Source organism: Kineosporia corallincola, assembly GCF_018499875.1.
Lineage (GTDB): Bacteria > Actinomycetota > Actinomycetes > Actinomycetales > Kineosporiaceae > Kineosporia > Kineosporia corallincola.
On the sequence record NZ_JAHBAY010000023.1, the window covers coordinates 34,990 to 49,454 of the forward strand.

Genomic DNA, 14,465 nt, shown 5'->3' on the forward strand with positions numbered 1-14,465 from the left:
CCGCACGACGCTGGAGGAGCCGTTCGATGCCATCCCTTCCGCACCACGAAAACCCCACTCCGCGGCACTCTTTGCGCAACCAGATCCTGGAGGACCGGCCCGTCAACCAGGACGGCTTCGTGCAGGAGTGGCCCGAGGTCGGCATGGTCGCGATGGACAGCGAGTTCGACCCCCGGCCCAGCATCCGGATCGAGAACGGCCGGGTGGCCGAGATGGACGGCCGCGAACGCGCCGACTTCGACTTCCTCGACCAGTTCATCGCCGACCACGCGATCGACGTGGACGCCGCCGAGCGGGCCATGGCACTCGGCCCGGGCACGGTGGCCCGCATGCTGGTCGACCCGAACGTGACCCGTGACGAGGTGCTGCGCACCGCAAGGGGTCTCACGCCGGCCGCGCTGCTGGAGACGGTGCGGCGGATGAACATCGTCGAGATCATGATGGGCATGCAGAAGATGCGCGCCCGGCGCACGCCGGCCAACCAGGCGCACTGCACCAGCGCCCGGGACAACCCGCTCCAGGTGGCGATGGAGGCCGCCGAGGCGTCGCTGCGCGGGTTCTCCGAACTCGAGACCACGCTCGGCGTGGTGCGTTACGCACCGCTGGTGGCGATCGCGCTCCAGGTCGGCGGCCAGGTGGGACGCGGCGGCCGGCTCACCCAGTGCGCGCTGGAGGAGGCCACCGAACTCGACCTGGGCATGCGCGGCATCACCGCCTACGCCGAGACCATCTCGGTCTACGGCACCGAGTCGGTGTTCGTCGACGGCGACGACACCCCCTGGTCCAAGGCGTTTCTCGCGGCCGCCTACGCCTCCCGCGGGATCAAGATGCGCTTCACCTCCGGCACCGGCTCCGAGGTGCAGATGGGCAACGCCGAGGGCCGTTCCATGCTCTACCTGGAGATCCGCTGCATCCTGGTGACGAAGGGCGCCGGGGTGCAGGGCCTCCAGAACGGCTCGATCAGCTGCATCGGGGTGCCGGGCGCGGTGCCGTCGGGCATCCGCGCGGTGGCGGCCGAGAACATGATCGCCAGCATGCTCGACCTGGAGTGCGCGTCCGGCAACGACCAGTCGTTCAGCCACTCCCCGATGCGCCGCACCTCCCGGCTGATGCCGCAGATCATGGCCGGCACCGACTTCGTCTGCTCCGGCTACTCGGCGACCCCCAACTACGACAACATGTTCGCCGGTTCCAACGTCGACGCCGAGGACTACGACGACTGGAACGCGATCCAGCGCGACTACCAGATCGACGGCGGGCTCCAGCACGTCGGTGAGGCCGAGATCCTGGCCGCCCGGAGCCGGGCCGGGCACGCGCTCCAGGCCGTGTTCGCCCACCTCGGCCTGCCCCCGATCACCGACCGCGAGATCGAGACCGCCGTCTACGCGCACGGTTCCAACGACCTGCTGCCCCGCGACGTGCTGGAGGACCTGAAGGGCGCGCAGTCGGTGACGGACCGCGGCGTGACCGGTCTCGACCTGGTGAAGGCCCTGCACGAGGGCGGTTTCGCCGACGTCGCCGACCATCTGCTCACCGTGCTGCGGCAGCGGGTGTCCGGCGACCTGCTCCAGACCAGCGCCATTCTCGACGACAACCTGGAGCCACTGTCGGCGGTGAACGACGCCAACGACTACACCGGCCCGGGCACCGGCTACCGCCCCTCCGGCGAGCGCTGGGAGCGGATGAAGAGGCTGCGGCACGTGACCAGCGCGGAGAACCCGGAACTGGAGGTCAGCTGATGGCGACCACGACCGCCCCCGGCATCGAGCTGCGCGAGATCGGCCGGGCCGGGCACGGGACCCGGCCGGACGAGGTGGTGCTCGCCCTCTCCCCCGGGTTCGCCGGGTTCTTCACGAGAACCATCACCGACATCCCGCACGCGCAGGTGGTCCGGCAGATCCTGGCCGGCATCGAGGAGCAGGGCGGCCAGGCCCGGGTGATCCGGCTGCACGCCACCGCCGACCTGGCCGCGGTGGCGCACACCGCGGCCCGGCTGTCCGGCTCGGGCATCGGGATCGGCGTGCTGTCGCGCGGCACCAGCATGATCCACCAGAAGGACCTGCCCCGGCTCAGTTCCCTGGAGCTGTTCCCGCAGTCGCCCCTGATGACGCCCGAGGTGTTCCGGGCGATCGGCCGCAACGCCGCGCAGTACGCCAAGGGCGAGTCGCCGCAGCCGGTTCCGACCCTGAACGACCAGATGGCCCGGCCCCGCTGGCAGGCCAAGGCCGCCCTGCTGCACCTCAAGGAGTGCGAGCTGCTGGTCAAGGGTGCACCGGCGACCGAGGTGGAGCCCGTCATCGACGATCCGGCATGAGCCCGGGGATCGTCGCCGGGGTCGACATCGGCAACTCCACCACCGAGGCCTGCGCCTTCGAGGATCCCGTATTCCTCGGCAGCGGACTGGTTCCCACCACCGGGATCAAGGGCACGACCAGAAATGTGGACGGCGTGGAGGCCGCGATCCGCGCGGCCCTGCGCAGCAGCGGCCGGCCCCTGGAAGACCTGACCCGGGTGTTCGTGAACGAGGCGACCCCGGTGATCAGCGGCCTGGCGATGGAGACCATCACCGAGACCCTGATCACCGAGTCGACGATGATCGGCCACGACCCGCGCACCCCCGGCGGAGCCGGGCTCGGCGTGGGCGTCACCGTGCCGTTCGCCGAACTGGACGAATGTTCGCCCGGCGACGCGGTGATCGCGGTGGTGCCGGCCGGGATCGACTTCGCGGTGGTCGGCAAGGCCCTGAACGCCGCCCTGGAACGCGGCGTCGACCTGCGCGGGGCGGTGCTCGGCGCCGACGACGCGGTGCTGGTGAGCAACCGGCTGAACCGCCCGGTGCCGATCGTCGACGAGGTGCGCCGGGTCGAGGCGGTGCCGGCCGGCATGACCGCGGCCGTCGAGGTGGCAGCGCCGGGCCGCACCATCCGCACGCTCTGCGACGCCTACGGGCTCGCCACCGTGTTCTCGCTGGACGCCGAGCAGACCCGGGCGGTGGCACCGGTGGCCCGGGCGCTCACCGGCATCCGGTCGGCGGTGGTGGTGCGCACCCCCTCGGGTGAGGTCAGCGACCGCCGCATCCCGGCCGGAACCCTGGAGCTGCACGGGGATTCGGCCACCCTGCGGATCGACGTGTCGGAGGGCGCCGAGGCGATCATGGCCCTGGCCGGCCGGCTCGCCCCGCTGCGCGACGCGACCGGCGAGGCGGGCACCAACGTCGGCGGCATGCTGGCCACGGTGCGGCAGAACATGGCCGACGTGGCCGAGCTGGGCCCGGATCAGGTGCGGATCGGCGACCTGCTGGCCGTGGACACCTTCGTGCCGCGCGAGGTGCGCGGCGGGCTGGCCGGGGAGGTGGCGCTGGAGAACGCGGTGGCGCTGGCCGCGATGGTGCGCACCAGCCACGGCCCGATGCGGCAGGTGGCCGACGTGATCGCCGGCCGGCTGCGGCAACAGGGGGCGCACGACGTGGAGGTGGTGATCGGCGGGGTGGAGGCCGAGATGGCCACGCGCGGCGCGCTGACCACGCCGGGCACCGAAAGACCGCTCGTGGTGCTGGATCTGGGTGGCGGATCGACCGACGCCGCGCTGGCCGGGCCGGACGGCCGGATCAGCACCGTGCACGTGGCGGGGGCCGGTGACCTGGTCACCCGGCTGATCGCCGCCGAGCTGGGCGTGCGACGCGACCTGGCCGAGGAGATCAAGCAGTGCCCGCTGGCCCGGTCGGAGAGCTTCTTCCACCTGCGCCTGGAGAACGGCACCGTGCGGTTCTTCGACCAGCCGCTGGCCCCGGAGCTCTTCGCCCGGGTGCTCACTCTCGGGGAACACGCGATGACGCCCGTGCCGACCCGGCACGGTCTCGACCGGATCCGGCAGGTGCGACGCACGGCGAAACAGCGGGTCTTCGTGGTCAACGCGCTGCGGGCGCTCCGCCAGGTCGCCCCCTACCAGGACCTGCGGCAGATCGGGTTCGTCGTGCTGCTGGGCGGTTCCGCGCTGGACTTCGAGATCCCCGAGCTGGTCGCCGACGCCCTGGCCCCGTTCGGGATCGTCTGCGGCACCGGCAACGTGCGCGGCACCGAGGGTCCACGTAACGCGGTGGCCAGCGGGCTGGTGCTGGCCAGATGCTGATCCGGCCGCACATTCTCGTGCTCACCGCGGGGCGGGGCGAGCCGCTGCGCCAGCTCTGCGCCGGCATCGAGGAGGAGGGCGTGCCGTTCGAGGTGCGGCGCGGCACCCCGGGAACCGCGGCGAGTCTGGCCGTCGAGGCCGCACGGCGATCCCCGCTGGGTGTCGGCGTCGGGCTGGACGCGACCGGTCTGATCGTCGTCCATCATTCGAAACTGCCCGACACGCAACCGGTCACCCGCACCCGCGAGGCGCGCCGGGCGGGCCGCCACGCCGCCCGGATCGTCACCGGGACACCGCTGGACCTCGAGGAGAACCGATGAGCAGCCTGAACCTGGCCGACGCCCGGCGGATGATCGACGCCGGGATCCGCGAGGCCGACCGAATCGGCCGGCCGATGAACATCGCCGTGGTGGACGACGGCGGGCACCTGGTCGCGTTCGTGCGGATGGACGGCGCGATCAAGGCCAGTATCGACATCTCCACGCGCAAGGCGAGAACCTCGGTGCTGATGGAGACGCCCACGTCCGACCTGGCCGGGGCCACCCAGCCGGGCGCCGAACTGTACGGCCTGGAACATCTTTCCGGTGGCCTGGTGACGTTCGGCGGCGGCATCCCGGTGACCCGCGACGGCCGCGTGGTGGGGGCCGTCGGGGTCAGCGCAGGTTCGGTGGAGGAAGACGTGACGGTGGCCACGGCAGCTGTGGCGGCAGTGGCGACACACCAGGAGGCTCAGGCGGAGCCGCTGCTCTCCCGCACCACCAGCTCGTGAGCGACGCTGACCTCCCGCACCGCACCGGCCGGGTCGTCGAGCCGGGCCAGCAACGTGTCCACCGCGGCCTGGGCGATGCCGGCCTTGTCGGGCCGCACCGACGACAGCGACGGGGTGGAGAACCGGGACGCCTCGATGTCGTCGAACCCGATCACCGCCATGTCTTCCGGCACCCGTACGTTCTGCTCGTGCAGTTCGCGCAGTGCCCCGGCGGCCAGCTCGTCGCTGAAACAGAACAGCGCATCGGGCCGTTCGGGCCAGGCCAGCAGTTCCCGCACGGCGGTGGCGGCACTGCCCCGGCGGTAGTCGGCGGTGCGCAGGTACCGGCCCTCCGGGTCGAGACCGGCGGCCCGCATGCCCAGCCGGAAACCCTTCAGCCGGTACTTCGACGTGGCGTCCCGGGCGCCGCCGCTGCCGCCGAGCGCGGCGATCCGGGTGCGGCCCCGCCCGGCCAGGTGCGCCACGGCCTGCCGGGCGGCCTCCACGTTGTCGATGCCGACGTGGTCGAGCGAGGTGCGGGCGGTGCGCTCGCCGAGCAGAACCATCGGCCGCCCGCCGGCCAGGCCGGCCAGGTCCACGCCGCGCAGCCCGAGTGAACTGAACAGCACCCCGTCGACCCAGCTGGCCTGGGCGATCGTCTCCAGCAGGGCGCGCTCGCGCTGCGGGTCGCCACCGGACTCGTCGATCTGCACGGTGCAGCCCACCGAGCTGGCGTAGTCGACCACCTCGTGGGCAAGCTCACCGAAGTACGACACGTTGATCTCGGGCAGCACCAGCATGATGATGCCGGTGCGGCCCTGCCGCAGGCTGCGGGCCACCAGGTTGGGCCGGTAGTTCAGCTCTTCCAGCGCGGCCTGCACCCGGGCCCGGGTGGCGGGGGCGATGTGCTGGAAGCCGTTCACCACGTTGGAGACCGTGCGGACCGAGACACCGGCCCGCTCGGCCACGTCGCGCAAGGTCACCGCCATCCGCGCACCTTCTCACATCCCCCGCCGCCGGTGTGAGGGCGGCGGGGCGCACGATCACGCACCCGCCGCCCCGGGTTCAGTCCTGCCAGCCGTTCGTCGCCCCGGCCTCCAGCTTCCTGCCCTCCCGGGTGCCCGTGACGATCGCCCGGATCGTCTCCACCGGCAGCTTCGGGGTGCCGTCGGCGTAGAGCAGGCCGTTGGTCTCCTGGCCGGTGTCCATGAACTGGGTGTAGCAGAAGCCGACCAGCGTGGGGGCCTCGCGCAGGGCGTCGAACAGTTCGCCCACCACGCCCTCGTACTCGGCCGGGCTGGTGACGCTGGCGTAACCCCAGTTCTCCGGGTCGGCCGACAGCGAGATGCCGCCGAACTCGGTGAGCATCAGCGGGGCCACCCCGGCGTCCCACTTGGCCAGGGCCGCCGGGTCGACGATCGGTTTGCGCCCCTGCACGCCGAGCTCGGAGCGCACCGTGGCGTCGGCCGCGGCCGCGGAGCCCCAGAGCCGGATCAGGCCGGGCCCGTTCGTGGTGTAGTCGTGGATGCCCATGATGTCGCTGTCGACGTGTTCCCAGCCGTCGTTCGAGATCACCGGGCGAGTCGGGTCGAGGGCACGGGTGAGCGCGCTGAGGCCCTTGGCGAAGTTCTGCTGCGCCACGTCGTGGGCGATGTCCTGCACGCCCCAGCTCTCGTTGAACGGCACCCAGACCACCACGCTGGGGTGGCTGCGGTCACGCCGCACCAGCTCCAGCCACTCGGCCGTGAGCAGTTCCACCGCGGTGTTCGAGAACGAGTACGCCGCAGCGGTTTCGCCCCAGACCATCAGGCCGAGCCGGTCGGCCCAGTAGAGGAACCGCGGGTCCTCGGCCTTCTGGTGGTTGCGCACCGAGTTGAAGCCCATCGCGATCAGCAGCTCGACCTCGGCGCGCAGCTGGCCGGTGCCGGTGTTCGCGTTGTGGGTGTCGGGGCGGTAGCCCTGGTTCAGCACGGAGCGGGTGTAGATCGGCGCGTCGTTCAGCTTGAACGCCCCGCCGCCCACCGAAACCGTGCGCAGGCCGGTATAACTCGCCACCTCGTCGAGCACCTCGCCACCGGCCCGGTCCCGCAGCACCACGGCGATGTCGATCAGGTTCGGGTGCTCCGGGCTCCACAGCAGCCGGGCCCGGTCCTGGCCGTTGACCAGGGCCGCCAGCCGCAGGTCGACCGGCACGGTGGCGCCCTGCACCAGCACCGACCCGAAGGCCAGCACCTCGTCGCCGAAGCTCACCTCGACGTCGAGAACGGCCGGGGCGGAAGGGATCCGGTTCAGCGTGACCTCGCCGCGCAGCGCGCAGCCGGCCACGTCGGGACGCCAGTACACCTCGGTGACATGCGCGGCCGGCACCGACTCGGCCCAGACCGTCTGCCAGATCCCGGTGGTGCGCTCGTACCAGATGCCGTGGGTCCGGTCCCGCCAGTCCTGCTTGCCGCGGGGTGCCTCCATGCTGAACGGGTCGTCCTCGGCACGCACCACCAGCAGGTGCTCGCCGGCGCCGGGCGTGAGCAGGTCGGTGACGTCCACGGTGAACGGCGTCTGCCCGCCGACGTGGTGCCCGGCGTGCTGTCCGTCGATCCAGACGTCGGCGCGGAAGTCCACGGCGCCGAAGTGGATCAGCGCACGTCGTCCACCGTCGGTCGCCAGCGCGGCACCGTCGACCGTGCGGCGGTACCAGACCACCGGATGGAAGCCGGTGTCGTGGATGCCCGAGGCCGGGGACTCCGGCGGGTAGGGCACCTGGATCGTGCGGTCGAAAACCGGGGCAGACTCGAAACCGGCCGCGTACCAGCGCTCCGCGCGCCCGGCGTCCGCGTCGTCGTGGGCGAAGTCCCAGCTTCCGTCCAGGCCGGTCCAGTCACCCCGGGCCAGGATCGGCCGGGGGTACGAGCCGTCCTGCTGTGTCGCCTTCACGTCTGAGCCCTCTCCTCTGCACCTTCACGAGCACCTTCACGAGCACCGTCCGCGGACACCGCTCACGAGCACCTTCACCGACATGCGCCGCCGTCGGTCCGGTGACAGCATGATGCCTGCCTTTGCAACGATGCAACATGCAGGTCAGCAAAATCCCGTAGCCGCCCGGACACGCTGGGCGCACGACCGGAAAAGCTGTCCGGGCAGGTCTTGCATCGATGCAAACGGGTGTGTCAAGGTCCAGCCACTTAGCTAGAGCGCGCGGGCCGCACAATGAGGAGCGAATGCCGTATGCGTGGTGATTTCACACGCCGCAACTTCCTGGCCATGGGAGGCGGCCTGTCGCTGGCGGGCCTGTTGTCCGCCTGTGGATCTCCCGTCGTCACCAGCCTGACCGGCGGTCAGCCGGCCACCGCGGATGTCATCTTCTGGCATCTGTTCGGCGGCGGCGACGGCGAGAACATGGGCACGATGGTCGACACCGTCCAGAAGGCCACCGGCCACTCGGTCGAATCCACCCTGCTGTCGTGGGGTAACCCCTACTACACGAAACTTGCCCTGGCGGCTTCCAGCCAGCGCCCGCCGGACGTGGCCATCAGCCACCTCTCCCGGCTGTCCACCCTGGCCCAGGCCGGGCTGCTCACCCCCTACGAGGAGACCGGTCTCGCGGAACTCGGTGTCACGCAGGACAAGTTCTCCGCACCGGCCTGGCAGAAGGCCACCATCGACGGATCCACCTACGCGATCCCGCTCGACACCCACCCGTTCGTGCTCTATTACAACGTGGACCTGGCCGGGAAGGCCGGGCTGCTGAACGACGCGGGCGACGGTCTCACCGACATCTCCGGCGAGGAGCGCTTCCTCGAGGCCCTGACCGAGATGAAGAAGGTCACCGGGAAGTACGGCGTCACGATGGCGAACACCGCCGACCCGTCCACCGCCTGGCGCTGGTTCATGACGGTCTACGGCGGCCTGGTGAAGGACCAGGGCATCGTCTCCGACTCCGGCACGAAGGTGACGGTGGACGACGAGGCCATGCAGGAGACCTTCGCGTTCCTCCAGAAGATCACCGTGGGGCAGAAACTGGCGCCGCCGAACGCCACCGGCGCGGTCGCGACCCAGCAGTTCAGCGGCGGCGAGGCGGGTTTCCTGTTCGACGGCGTCTGGCAGATCACCGTCTACTCCGGCGTGAAGATGCCCGACGGCAGCACGCTGAACCTGAACATGGTGCCGTTCCCGGCCCTGCTCGGCGACGAGGCCTGCGCCTACGCCGACTCGCACTCGCTGGTGATTCCCCGGGCGAGCGGCCGTTCGGCCGAACGTGCCGGATACGCGGCACAATTCATTCAGGGCCTGCTCGGGCAGAGCGCGCTGTGGGCGCAGGGCGGGCACATCCCGGCCTGGCTGCCGACCGTGGAGAGCGCCGCGTTCAAGGAGCTCAGCCCGCAGAAGAACTACGTGGACGCCGCCGCGAACGCGGTCTACGACCCGGACGGCTGGTACACCGGCGCCGGATCGGACTTCCAGAACACGGTGGGCGCCATCATCATCTCGGCGCTGGCGGGGCAGATGACCCCGAAGAGCGCCACCAGCCAGATGAAGTCAGCGCTGAAGAAGCTGGCCGACACCAACGCGCCGGTGAGCTGAGGGAGTAGATCGTGACCACCGCAACCACGGCTGTCCCCACCACCCGCGTCCCGTCCGACGGGCGCGACAACCGGGCCGGCTGGATCTTCTCCACCCCGTTCCTGGTGCTCTACGCCCTGTTCCTGATCGGCCCGGTGCTGGTCGGCCTGGTGCTGAGTTTCTTCAACACCGCCACGGTGAAGAACGACCTCGGCGCCTTCGTCGGCCTCGACAACTACCTGGACATCCTGTCCAGCGTCGACTTCTGGAAGTCGATGTGGCACTCCACCCTGTTCACCCTCCTGACCGTGCCGTTCCTGGTCGTGCTGCCGCTGCTGGCAGCGGTCTTCGCCGCCCGCATCACCCGTAACCGCTGGTTCTACCGGGTGGCCTTCTTCGCCCCCTACGTGGTGCCGTCGGCCTCGGTGGCACTGATCTTCAGCTACATCTACTCCCCCGAGATCGGGCTACTGACCAAAGCTTTCACCAGCGTCGGGCTGCCCGACCCGGGATTCCTGAGCGCCACCAAGGGCGCCTGGTTCGCGGTCACCCTGATGACGGTGTGGTGGACCTTCGGTTTCAACTTCGTGCTCTACACCGCCGCGTTGCAGGAGATCCCGGAGGAGACCTACGAGGCCGCGGCCATCGACGGGGCGAGCGCCTGGCAGCAGATCCGCTCGATCACCGTCCCGCTGCTGCGGCCCACCATCGGCCTGGTGCTCATGCTCCAGGTGCTGGCCTCGCTCAAGGTGTTCGACCAGATCTACATCCTGCTGGGCGGTGGCCCGAACGGCAGCACCCGGCCGGTGATCGAGTACATCTACGACACCGGTTTCACCACCTACCGGGCGGGTTACGCGGCCGCCGGGACCATGGTCTACTTCCTGATCCTGGTTCTCGTCTCCGCCGTCTGGATGATCACCAGCCGCCGCCGCGACGCGCGCGCGTGAAGGGACCGAAAACATGACCACGACAACCCTTCCCACGCCGCGTAAGCGCAAGGAACGGTCACAGGCCGACAAGACCGGCTCGAAGGCGTTCAACCGGCTCGCCGCCACCTGTCTCACGTTGTTCGCGCTGATCTGGCTGATCCCGTTCGCCTACGCGGTGATCACCTCGGTCCGCCCGATCGAGGAGATCACCGCCGACCCGATCGGCTTCTCGCTGGGCAGCTGGACGCTCGACGCGTACCACGCCGCCTTCAGCCTGAACTCGATCGGCTGGTGGTACCTGAACAGCTTCCTGATCTCCACGCTGTCGGTGGTCTTCACCGTGATCGTCTGCTCGCTGATCGCCTTCGGCCTGGCGCACCTGCGGTTCCGGGGCAAGGGCGCGCTGACCGTCCTGATCCTGGCCGGCCTGATGGTGCCGATGGAGGCCCTGGTCCTGCCGCAGTTCATGGAGTTCCGGGCGTTCGGCCTGCTCGGCACCTACTGGGCGCTGATCCTGCCGGCCACGGCCTCACCGGTCGCGGTGTTCGTGTTCCGCTCGTTCCTCAAGGGCATCCCGGACGCCCTGATCGAGGCGGCGCGGATCGACGGGGCCTCGTGGTGGCGGATCTACCGGCAGATCTGTATGCCGCTGTGCCGCCCGGCCGTCTCCGCGGTGGCGATCTTCACCTTCATCACCACCTGGAACGCCTTCCTGTGGCCGTTGCTGGTGCTGACCCAGACCAAGTCGCAGACCATCCCGGTGGGTCTGAGCGGCCTGCTCGGGGCGACCAGCATCAACCAGGCCGAGGTGATGGCCTCGGCCGTGCTCGGCCTGCTGCCCCTGCTGGTGGTGTTCCTGGTGGCCCAGCGTCAGATCGTGCAGGGCGTGGCCAGCACGGGCATCAAGTAGCACTCTCCTCGCCGTCGCCGAGTTTCCCCAGCGAGCGCAGATAGCGCCGCAGGCAGAGCTCGGCGACGGTGAGCTCGCTGTCCGGGATGTTCAGGGCGTACACGGTGCGCTCGTCCAGCTCGTCGGCCATCACCCCAGGCTGCTGCGCACAGGCGAGCAGCGTCCGACCACCGGTTGAACAATGGACGGCGCCGGCCTTTCGAGGTCGGCGCCGTTCACAGGTTCCGGCGCAGGCTCGCCCTCACCCGTCCGGTACGCCCGGTACGCTCGGCCGTCGTGCCGAGGATCGTCGAGCTGCTGGTCTCACCGCTGCACCGCTACGAGGGCCGCCCGGCCGACGGCCCGGCGCCCGTGCCGGACGGTGCCCCGGACGATGAACTGGTCGGGCGGATCGCCGTGCGGGCCCGGCTGGGCATCACCGGTGACCGCTACTTCGGGAAGACGGCCCATCGCGACGCGGCCGTCACGCTGATCGCGAGTGAGTCGCTGCCGCCGGGTGTCGGCCTGATCCAGGTGCGGCGCAACATCCTTCTCCAGGGCGTCGACGTGGACTCGATGGTCGGGCGCACCCTCACCCTCGACTCCGGCAGCGGGCCGGTGTCGTTCGAGGTGCGCCGCCGGGCCAATCCGTGTGCCTGGATGGACGTGGTGATCGGGCCGGGTGCGTTCCGGGCCCTGCGCGGGCGGGGCGGGATCCGCTGCGTGCCGGTGAACGACGGCGAACTGCGGCTGGGCCCGGTCGACGTGGTCACCTCGTGATCAGCGAGCGCGTCCCGCCCCCCGGAGGGGGGAGGGCGGAACGCGCATGCTCATCACCAGGGGGCCGTGCGTGGCGGAGCTCCTCGTCGTCCTAAATTGCCCGCCGCCCGGCCAGATTCACCCACAGCAGCAGCACGATGATCGCCCCGATGATCGAGCCGATCAGCCCGGAGGGCTGGAGCAGACCGTCGGCCGAGTCCTTGCCGAAGATCAGGTAACCGAGGAAGCCGCCGACGAACGAGCCGACGATCCCGACGCCGATCGTGGCCGGGATCGACATGCTCTGCCGGCCGGGCACCAGAAGCCGGGCCACGGCACCGGCGATCAGGCCGACGATGATGAGAGTGATGATCAGACCAAGCATTTCGGAGTCCTTCCGAAGGTCGGGCGCTGTGCTCTGACGTCTTCCACGAAACCACCCCTGGGGCTGGTCCACCACACCCCTAAGGGGGTTATCGTGACGAGCGTGACGAAGCCGCCGATCCTCATCGCGCTGGTCAACGACTACGACGTGGTCACCACGGGCCTGGCGCACATGCTCGACCAGTACCGCGAGCGGGTGCTGATCGCCGAGATCGACACCAACCTCGGGGTGGACGACCGGGTCGACATCGTTCTCTACGACACCTTCGCGCAGCCCGAGTCCGACGTCGAGGAGCTGCGCACGCTGGCCGAGAACCCGCGCGCCCGCAGGGTTGTCGTGTACACCTGGAACTTCCACCCGGCCCTGATCGAGCGCGCCCGCGAGCAGGGCATGTCCGGCTACCTGTCCAAGACGCTGCCGGCCGCCGACCTGGTGGAGGCGCTGGAGGCGGTGCACGCCGGCCGGGTCGTGGTCAGCGAGCAGGCACCCCGGGCCCGCACCGCCCCCGGCCTGAACTGGCCGGGCCGCGGCGAGGGGCTCACCGACCGGGAGGCCGAGGTGCTGGCGCTCATCACCCAGGGCATGAGCAACGCCCAGGTGGCCGGGCTGACCTACCTCAGCCCGAACACCATCAAGTCGTACATCCGCAGCATCTACCGCAAGATCGGGGTGGCCAGCCGCACCCAGGCGGTGCTCTGGGGTGTGCAGCACGGCTTCACGCCCGACCACCACCGGGTCGAGCACTGGCAGGGCGGCCCGTGATCACCACTTCTCCCGGTGCACGAACCGCTCCAGCGGGGAGCGGCTGCGCCAGCCGTGCCGTTCCAGGTCGGGCACCTCGTGCAGCGAGCTGACCGGTCCCAGGCAGAGCCAGGCCACCGGCCGCACCCCGTCCGGGATGCCGAGCAGCCCGGCCAGGAAGGGCTCCCGGTAGAACGACACCCAGCCCACGCCCAGGTCCTCGGCGGTGGCGGCCAGCCACAGGTTCTGGATGGCCAGGCACACCGAGTACAGCCCGGCGTCGGCGATCGCGTGCCGGCCCAGCACCGCCGGCCCGCCGCGCTGCGCGTCGTAGGTGACCACCACCGACAGGCTCGACTCCAGCACCCCGTCGATCTTGATCCGCGCGAACCGCTCGGCCTCCTCACCGCTCAGGGTTGCCGCGAACGTCTCGCGCTCGAGCTGCACGTGGTCGAAAAACGCCTGCCGGGTGCCCTGGTCCCGGATCAGCAGGAAGTCCCAGGGCTGCGACATGCCCACGCTGGGGGCGGCGTGCGCGGCGGACAGCACGCGTGCCAGCGTCTCGTCGTCCACCGGCGCACCGGTGAACTCGGCCCGCACGTCGCGGCGGCGGAACATCACGTCATACAGATCTCGCACGGGCCTCATTCTGGCCGGGTCCGCTCTAGGCTCGTTTCATGGCTCTCATCCACCAGGCGACACTGAGTCCGTCGAAGATCGAGCTACTGAACTCCTGGCTGCGCTCCCGGGCCTGGGCCGACGGCCTCACCGGCGTGCGCAACGCCGGGGCCTACCGTTTCGACGACCCGGACGGGCAGGTCGGGATCGAGACCATCCTGGCCACCACCGACGATCCGGGCGCCCCGCTGCTGCACATTCCGCTGACCTATCGCGGCGAGCCGCTGCACGGCGCCGACGAGCACCTGATCGGCACCACCGAGCACTCCGTGCTCGGCACCCGCTGGGTCTACGACGGGTGCGGCGACCCGGTCTGGGCGGCCGTGGCCGCCTCCGTCATCCTCACCGGTGGCTCGCAGGTGGCGGAAATGGTGGCCGACGCAACCGGCGAGCTGACCGAACGCACGCCGACGGCCACCGTGATCGGCAGCGGCACCCCCGGCACCGGGATCCCGCCGATCGTCGGGGCTCAGCCGCACGACGAGGCCGCCGGGTACACCGTGGTCACCACCGGTGGCCCGGTGCTGGTCGTGGCCCGCATCGTGGGCCGCGAGCTGACCGGGGTCACGCAGACCCTGACCGCGCGCGTGGCCGGCGGCGATCCGGTGGTGGTGGCGGGCATCCGGATCTGACGCGGAAGAGGGCGGA

General features: G+C 70.5%; 16 protein-coding genes. 11 read left to right on the top strand and 5 right to left on the bottom strand.

Translation table 11 applies throughout. The features are described from left to right. Window positions 1–26: 26 nt before the first annotated feature. The 5 genes from KIH74_RS34310 to KIH74_RS34330 are packed head-to-tail and all read left to right on the top strand — an operon-like array spanning window position 27 to window position 4,897. Window positions 27–1,739, top strand: coding sequence for a propanediol/glycerol family dehydratase large subunit (locus KIH74_RS34310; protein WP_214160611.1), 1,713 nt, complete (start codon window positions 27–29; stop codon window positions 1,737–1,739). After that, entirely contained in the window at window positions 1,739–2,314 is a 576-nt protein-coding gene (locus KIH74_RS34315; protein ID WP_214160612.1) for a propanediol/glycerol family dehydratase medium subunit, read from the top strand. Before KIH74_RS34310 ends, KIH74_RS34315 begins: the two co-directional genes overlap by 1 nt. Continuing rightward, window positions 2,311–4,128, top strand: coding sequence for a diol dehydratase reactivase subunit alpha (locus KIH74_RS34320; protein ID WP_214160613.1), 1,818 nt, complete (start codon window positions 2,311–2,313; stop codon window positions 4,126–4,128). The genes KIH74_RS34315 and KIH74_RS34320 overlap by 4 nt, the downstream gene beginning before the upstream one ends. Further along, entirely contained in the window at window positions 4,122–4,448 is a 327-nt protein-coding gene (locus tag KIH74_RS34325; protein WP_214160614.1) for a glycerol dehydratase reactivase beta/small subunit family protein, read from the top strand. The genes KIH74_RS34320 and KIH74_RS34325 overlap by 7 nt, the downstream gene beginning before the upstream one ends. Next, window positions 4,445–4,897 (top strand): GlcG/HbpS family heme-binding protein, encoded by a 453-nt coding sequence (locus KIH74_RS34330; protein ID WP_214160615.1) that lies wholly within the window; start codon window positions 4,445–4,447, stop codon window positions 4,895–4,897. Before KIH74_RS34325 ends, KIH74_RS34330 begins: the two co-directional genes overlap by 4 nt. On the opposite strand, the gene KIH74_RS34335 is transcribed toward KIH74_RS34330, so the two are convergent. Next, window positions 4,858–5,865, bottom strand: a complete 1,008-nt coding sequence (locus tag KIH74_RS34335; RefSeq protein ID WP_214160616.1) for a LacI family DNA-binding transcriptional regulator — start codon at window positions 5,863–5,865, stop codon at window positions 4,858–4,860. The genes KIH74_RS34330 and KIH74_RS34335 overlap by 40 nt on opposite strands. 76 nt (window positions 5,866–5,941) lie before the next feature. Next, complete coding sequence (locus KIH74_RS34340; protein ID WP_214160617.1) at window positions 5,942–7,807, bottom strand: glycoside hydrolase family 2 protein; 1,866 nt, start codon at window positions 7,805–7,807, stop codon at window positions 5,942–5,944. Window positions 7,808–8,098: 291 nt separating this feature from the next. Here KIH74_RS34340 and KIH74_RS34345 point away from each other — a divergent pair, with 291 nt between their 5' ends. The 3 genes from KIH74_RS34345 to KIH74_RS34355 are packed head-to-tail and all read left to right on the top strand — an operon-like array spanning window position 8,099 to window position 11,275. Further along, complete coding sequence (locus KIH74_RS34345; protein ID WP_214160618.1) at window positions 8,099–9,454, top strand: extracellular solute-binding protein; 1,356 nt, start codon at window positions 8,099–8,101, stop codon at window positions 9,452–9,454. A gap of 11 nt (window positions 9,455–9,465) precedes the next feature. Continuing rightward, a complete protein-coding gene (locus tag KIH74_RS34350; protein ID WP_214160619.1) occupies window positions 9,466–10,383 on the top strand; it encodes a carbohydrate ABC transporter permease in 918 nt (305 codons plus the stop codon). A 13-nt stretch (window positions 10,384–10,396) separates the two neighbouring features. Continuing rightward, on the top strand, window positions 10,397–11,275 hold the full coding sequence (locus KIH74_RS34355; protein WP_214160620.1) for a carbohydrate ABC transporter permease: 879 nt from the start codon (window positions 10,397–10,399) through the stop codon (window positions 11,273–11,275). On the opposite strand, the gene KIH74_RS34360 is transcribed toward KIH74_RS34355, so the two are convergent. Further along, window positions 11,268–11,405: a hypothetical protein gene (locus KIH74_RS34360; protein ID WP_214160621.1), complete on the bottom strand. Its 138-nt coding sequence runs from the start codon at window positions 11,403–11,405 to the stop codon at window positions 11,268–11,270. The two genes, KIH74_RS34355 and KIH74_RS34360, sit on opposite strands and share 8 nt — an antisense overlap. Window positions 11,406–11,551: 146 nt before the next feature. Here KIH74_RS34360 and KIH74_RS34365 point away from each other — a divergent pair, with 146 nt between their 5' ends. After that, a complete protein-coding gene (locus KIH74_RS34365) occupies window positions 11,552–12,034 on the top strand; it encodes a molybdenum cofactor biosysynthesis protein (RefSeq protein ID WP_214160622.1) in 483 nt (160 codons plus the stop codon). A 91-nt stretch (window positions 12,035–12,125) separates the two neighbouring features. On the opposite strand, the gene KIH74_RS34370 is transcribed toward KIH74_RS34365, so the two are convergent. Continuing rightward, on the bottom strand, window positions 12,126–12,398 hold the full coding sequence (locus KIH74_RS34370; protein ID WP_214160623.1) for a GlsB/YeaQ/YmgE family stress response membrane protein: 273 nt from the start codon (window positions 12,396–12,398) through the stop codon (window positions 12,126–12,128). Window positions 12,399–12,491: 93 nt separating this feature from the next. On the opposite strand from KIH74_RS34370, the gene KIH74_RS39100 reads away from it, so the two are divergent. Beyond that, window positions 12,492–13,160, top strand: a complete 669-nt coding sequence (locus KIH74_RS39100; RefSeq protein ID WP_372492171.1) for a LuxR C-terminal-related transcriptional regulator — start codon at window positions 12,492–12,494, stop codon at window positions 13,158–13,160. Here the strand turns inward: KIH74_RS39100 and bluB are convergent, their stop codons facing one another. Continuing rightward, entirely contained in the window at window positions 13,161–13,778 is a 618-nt protein-coding gene (gene bluB / locus KIH74_RS34380) for a 5,6-dimethylbenzimidazole synthase (RefSeq protein ID WP_214160625.1), read from the bottom strand. It lies immediately after the preceding gene. A 38-nt stretch (window positions 13,779–13,816) separates the two neighbouring features. Here bluB and KIH74_RS34385 point away from each other — a divergent pair, with 38 nt between their 5' ends. Continuing rightward, the gene (locus KIH74_RS34385) at window positions 13,817–14,449 is read left to right on the top strand and encodes a CG0192-related protein (RefSeq protein WP_214160626.1); all 633 of its coding nucleotides are present in this window, start codon (window positions 13,817–13,819) and stop codon (window positions 14,447–14,449) included. The last annotated feature ends 16 nt before the right edge of the window (window positions 14,450–14,465 follow it).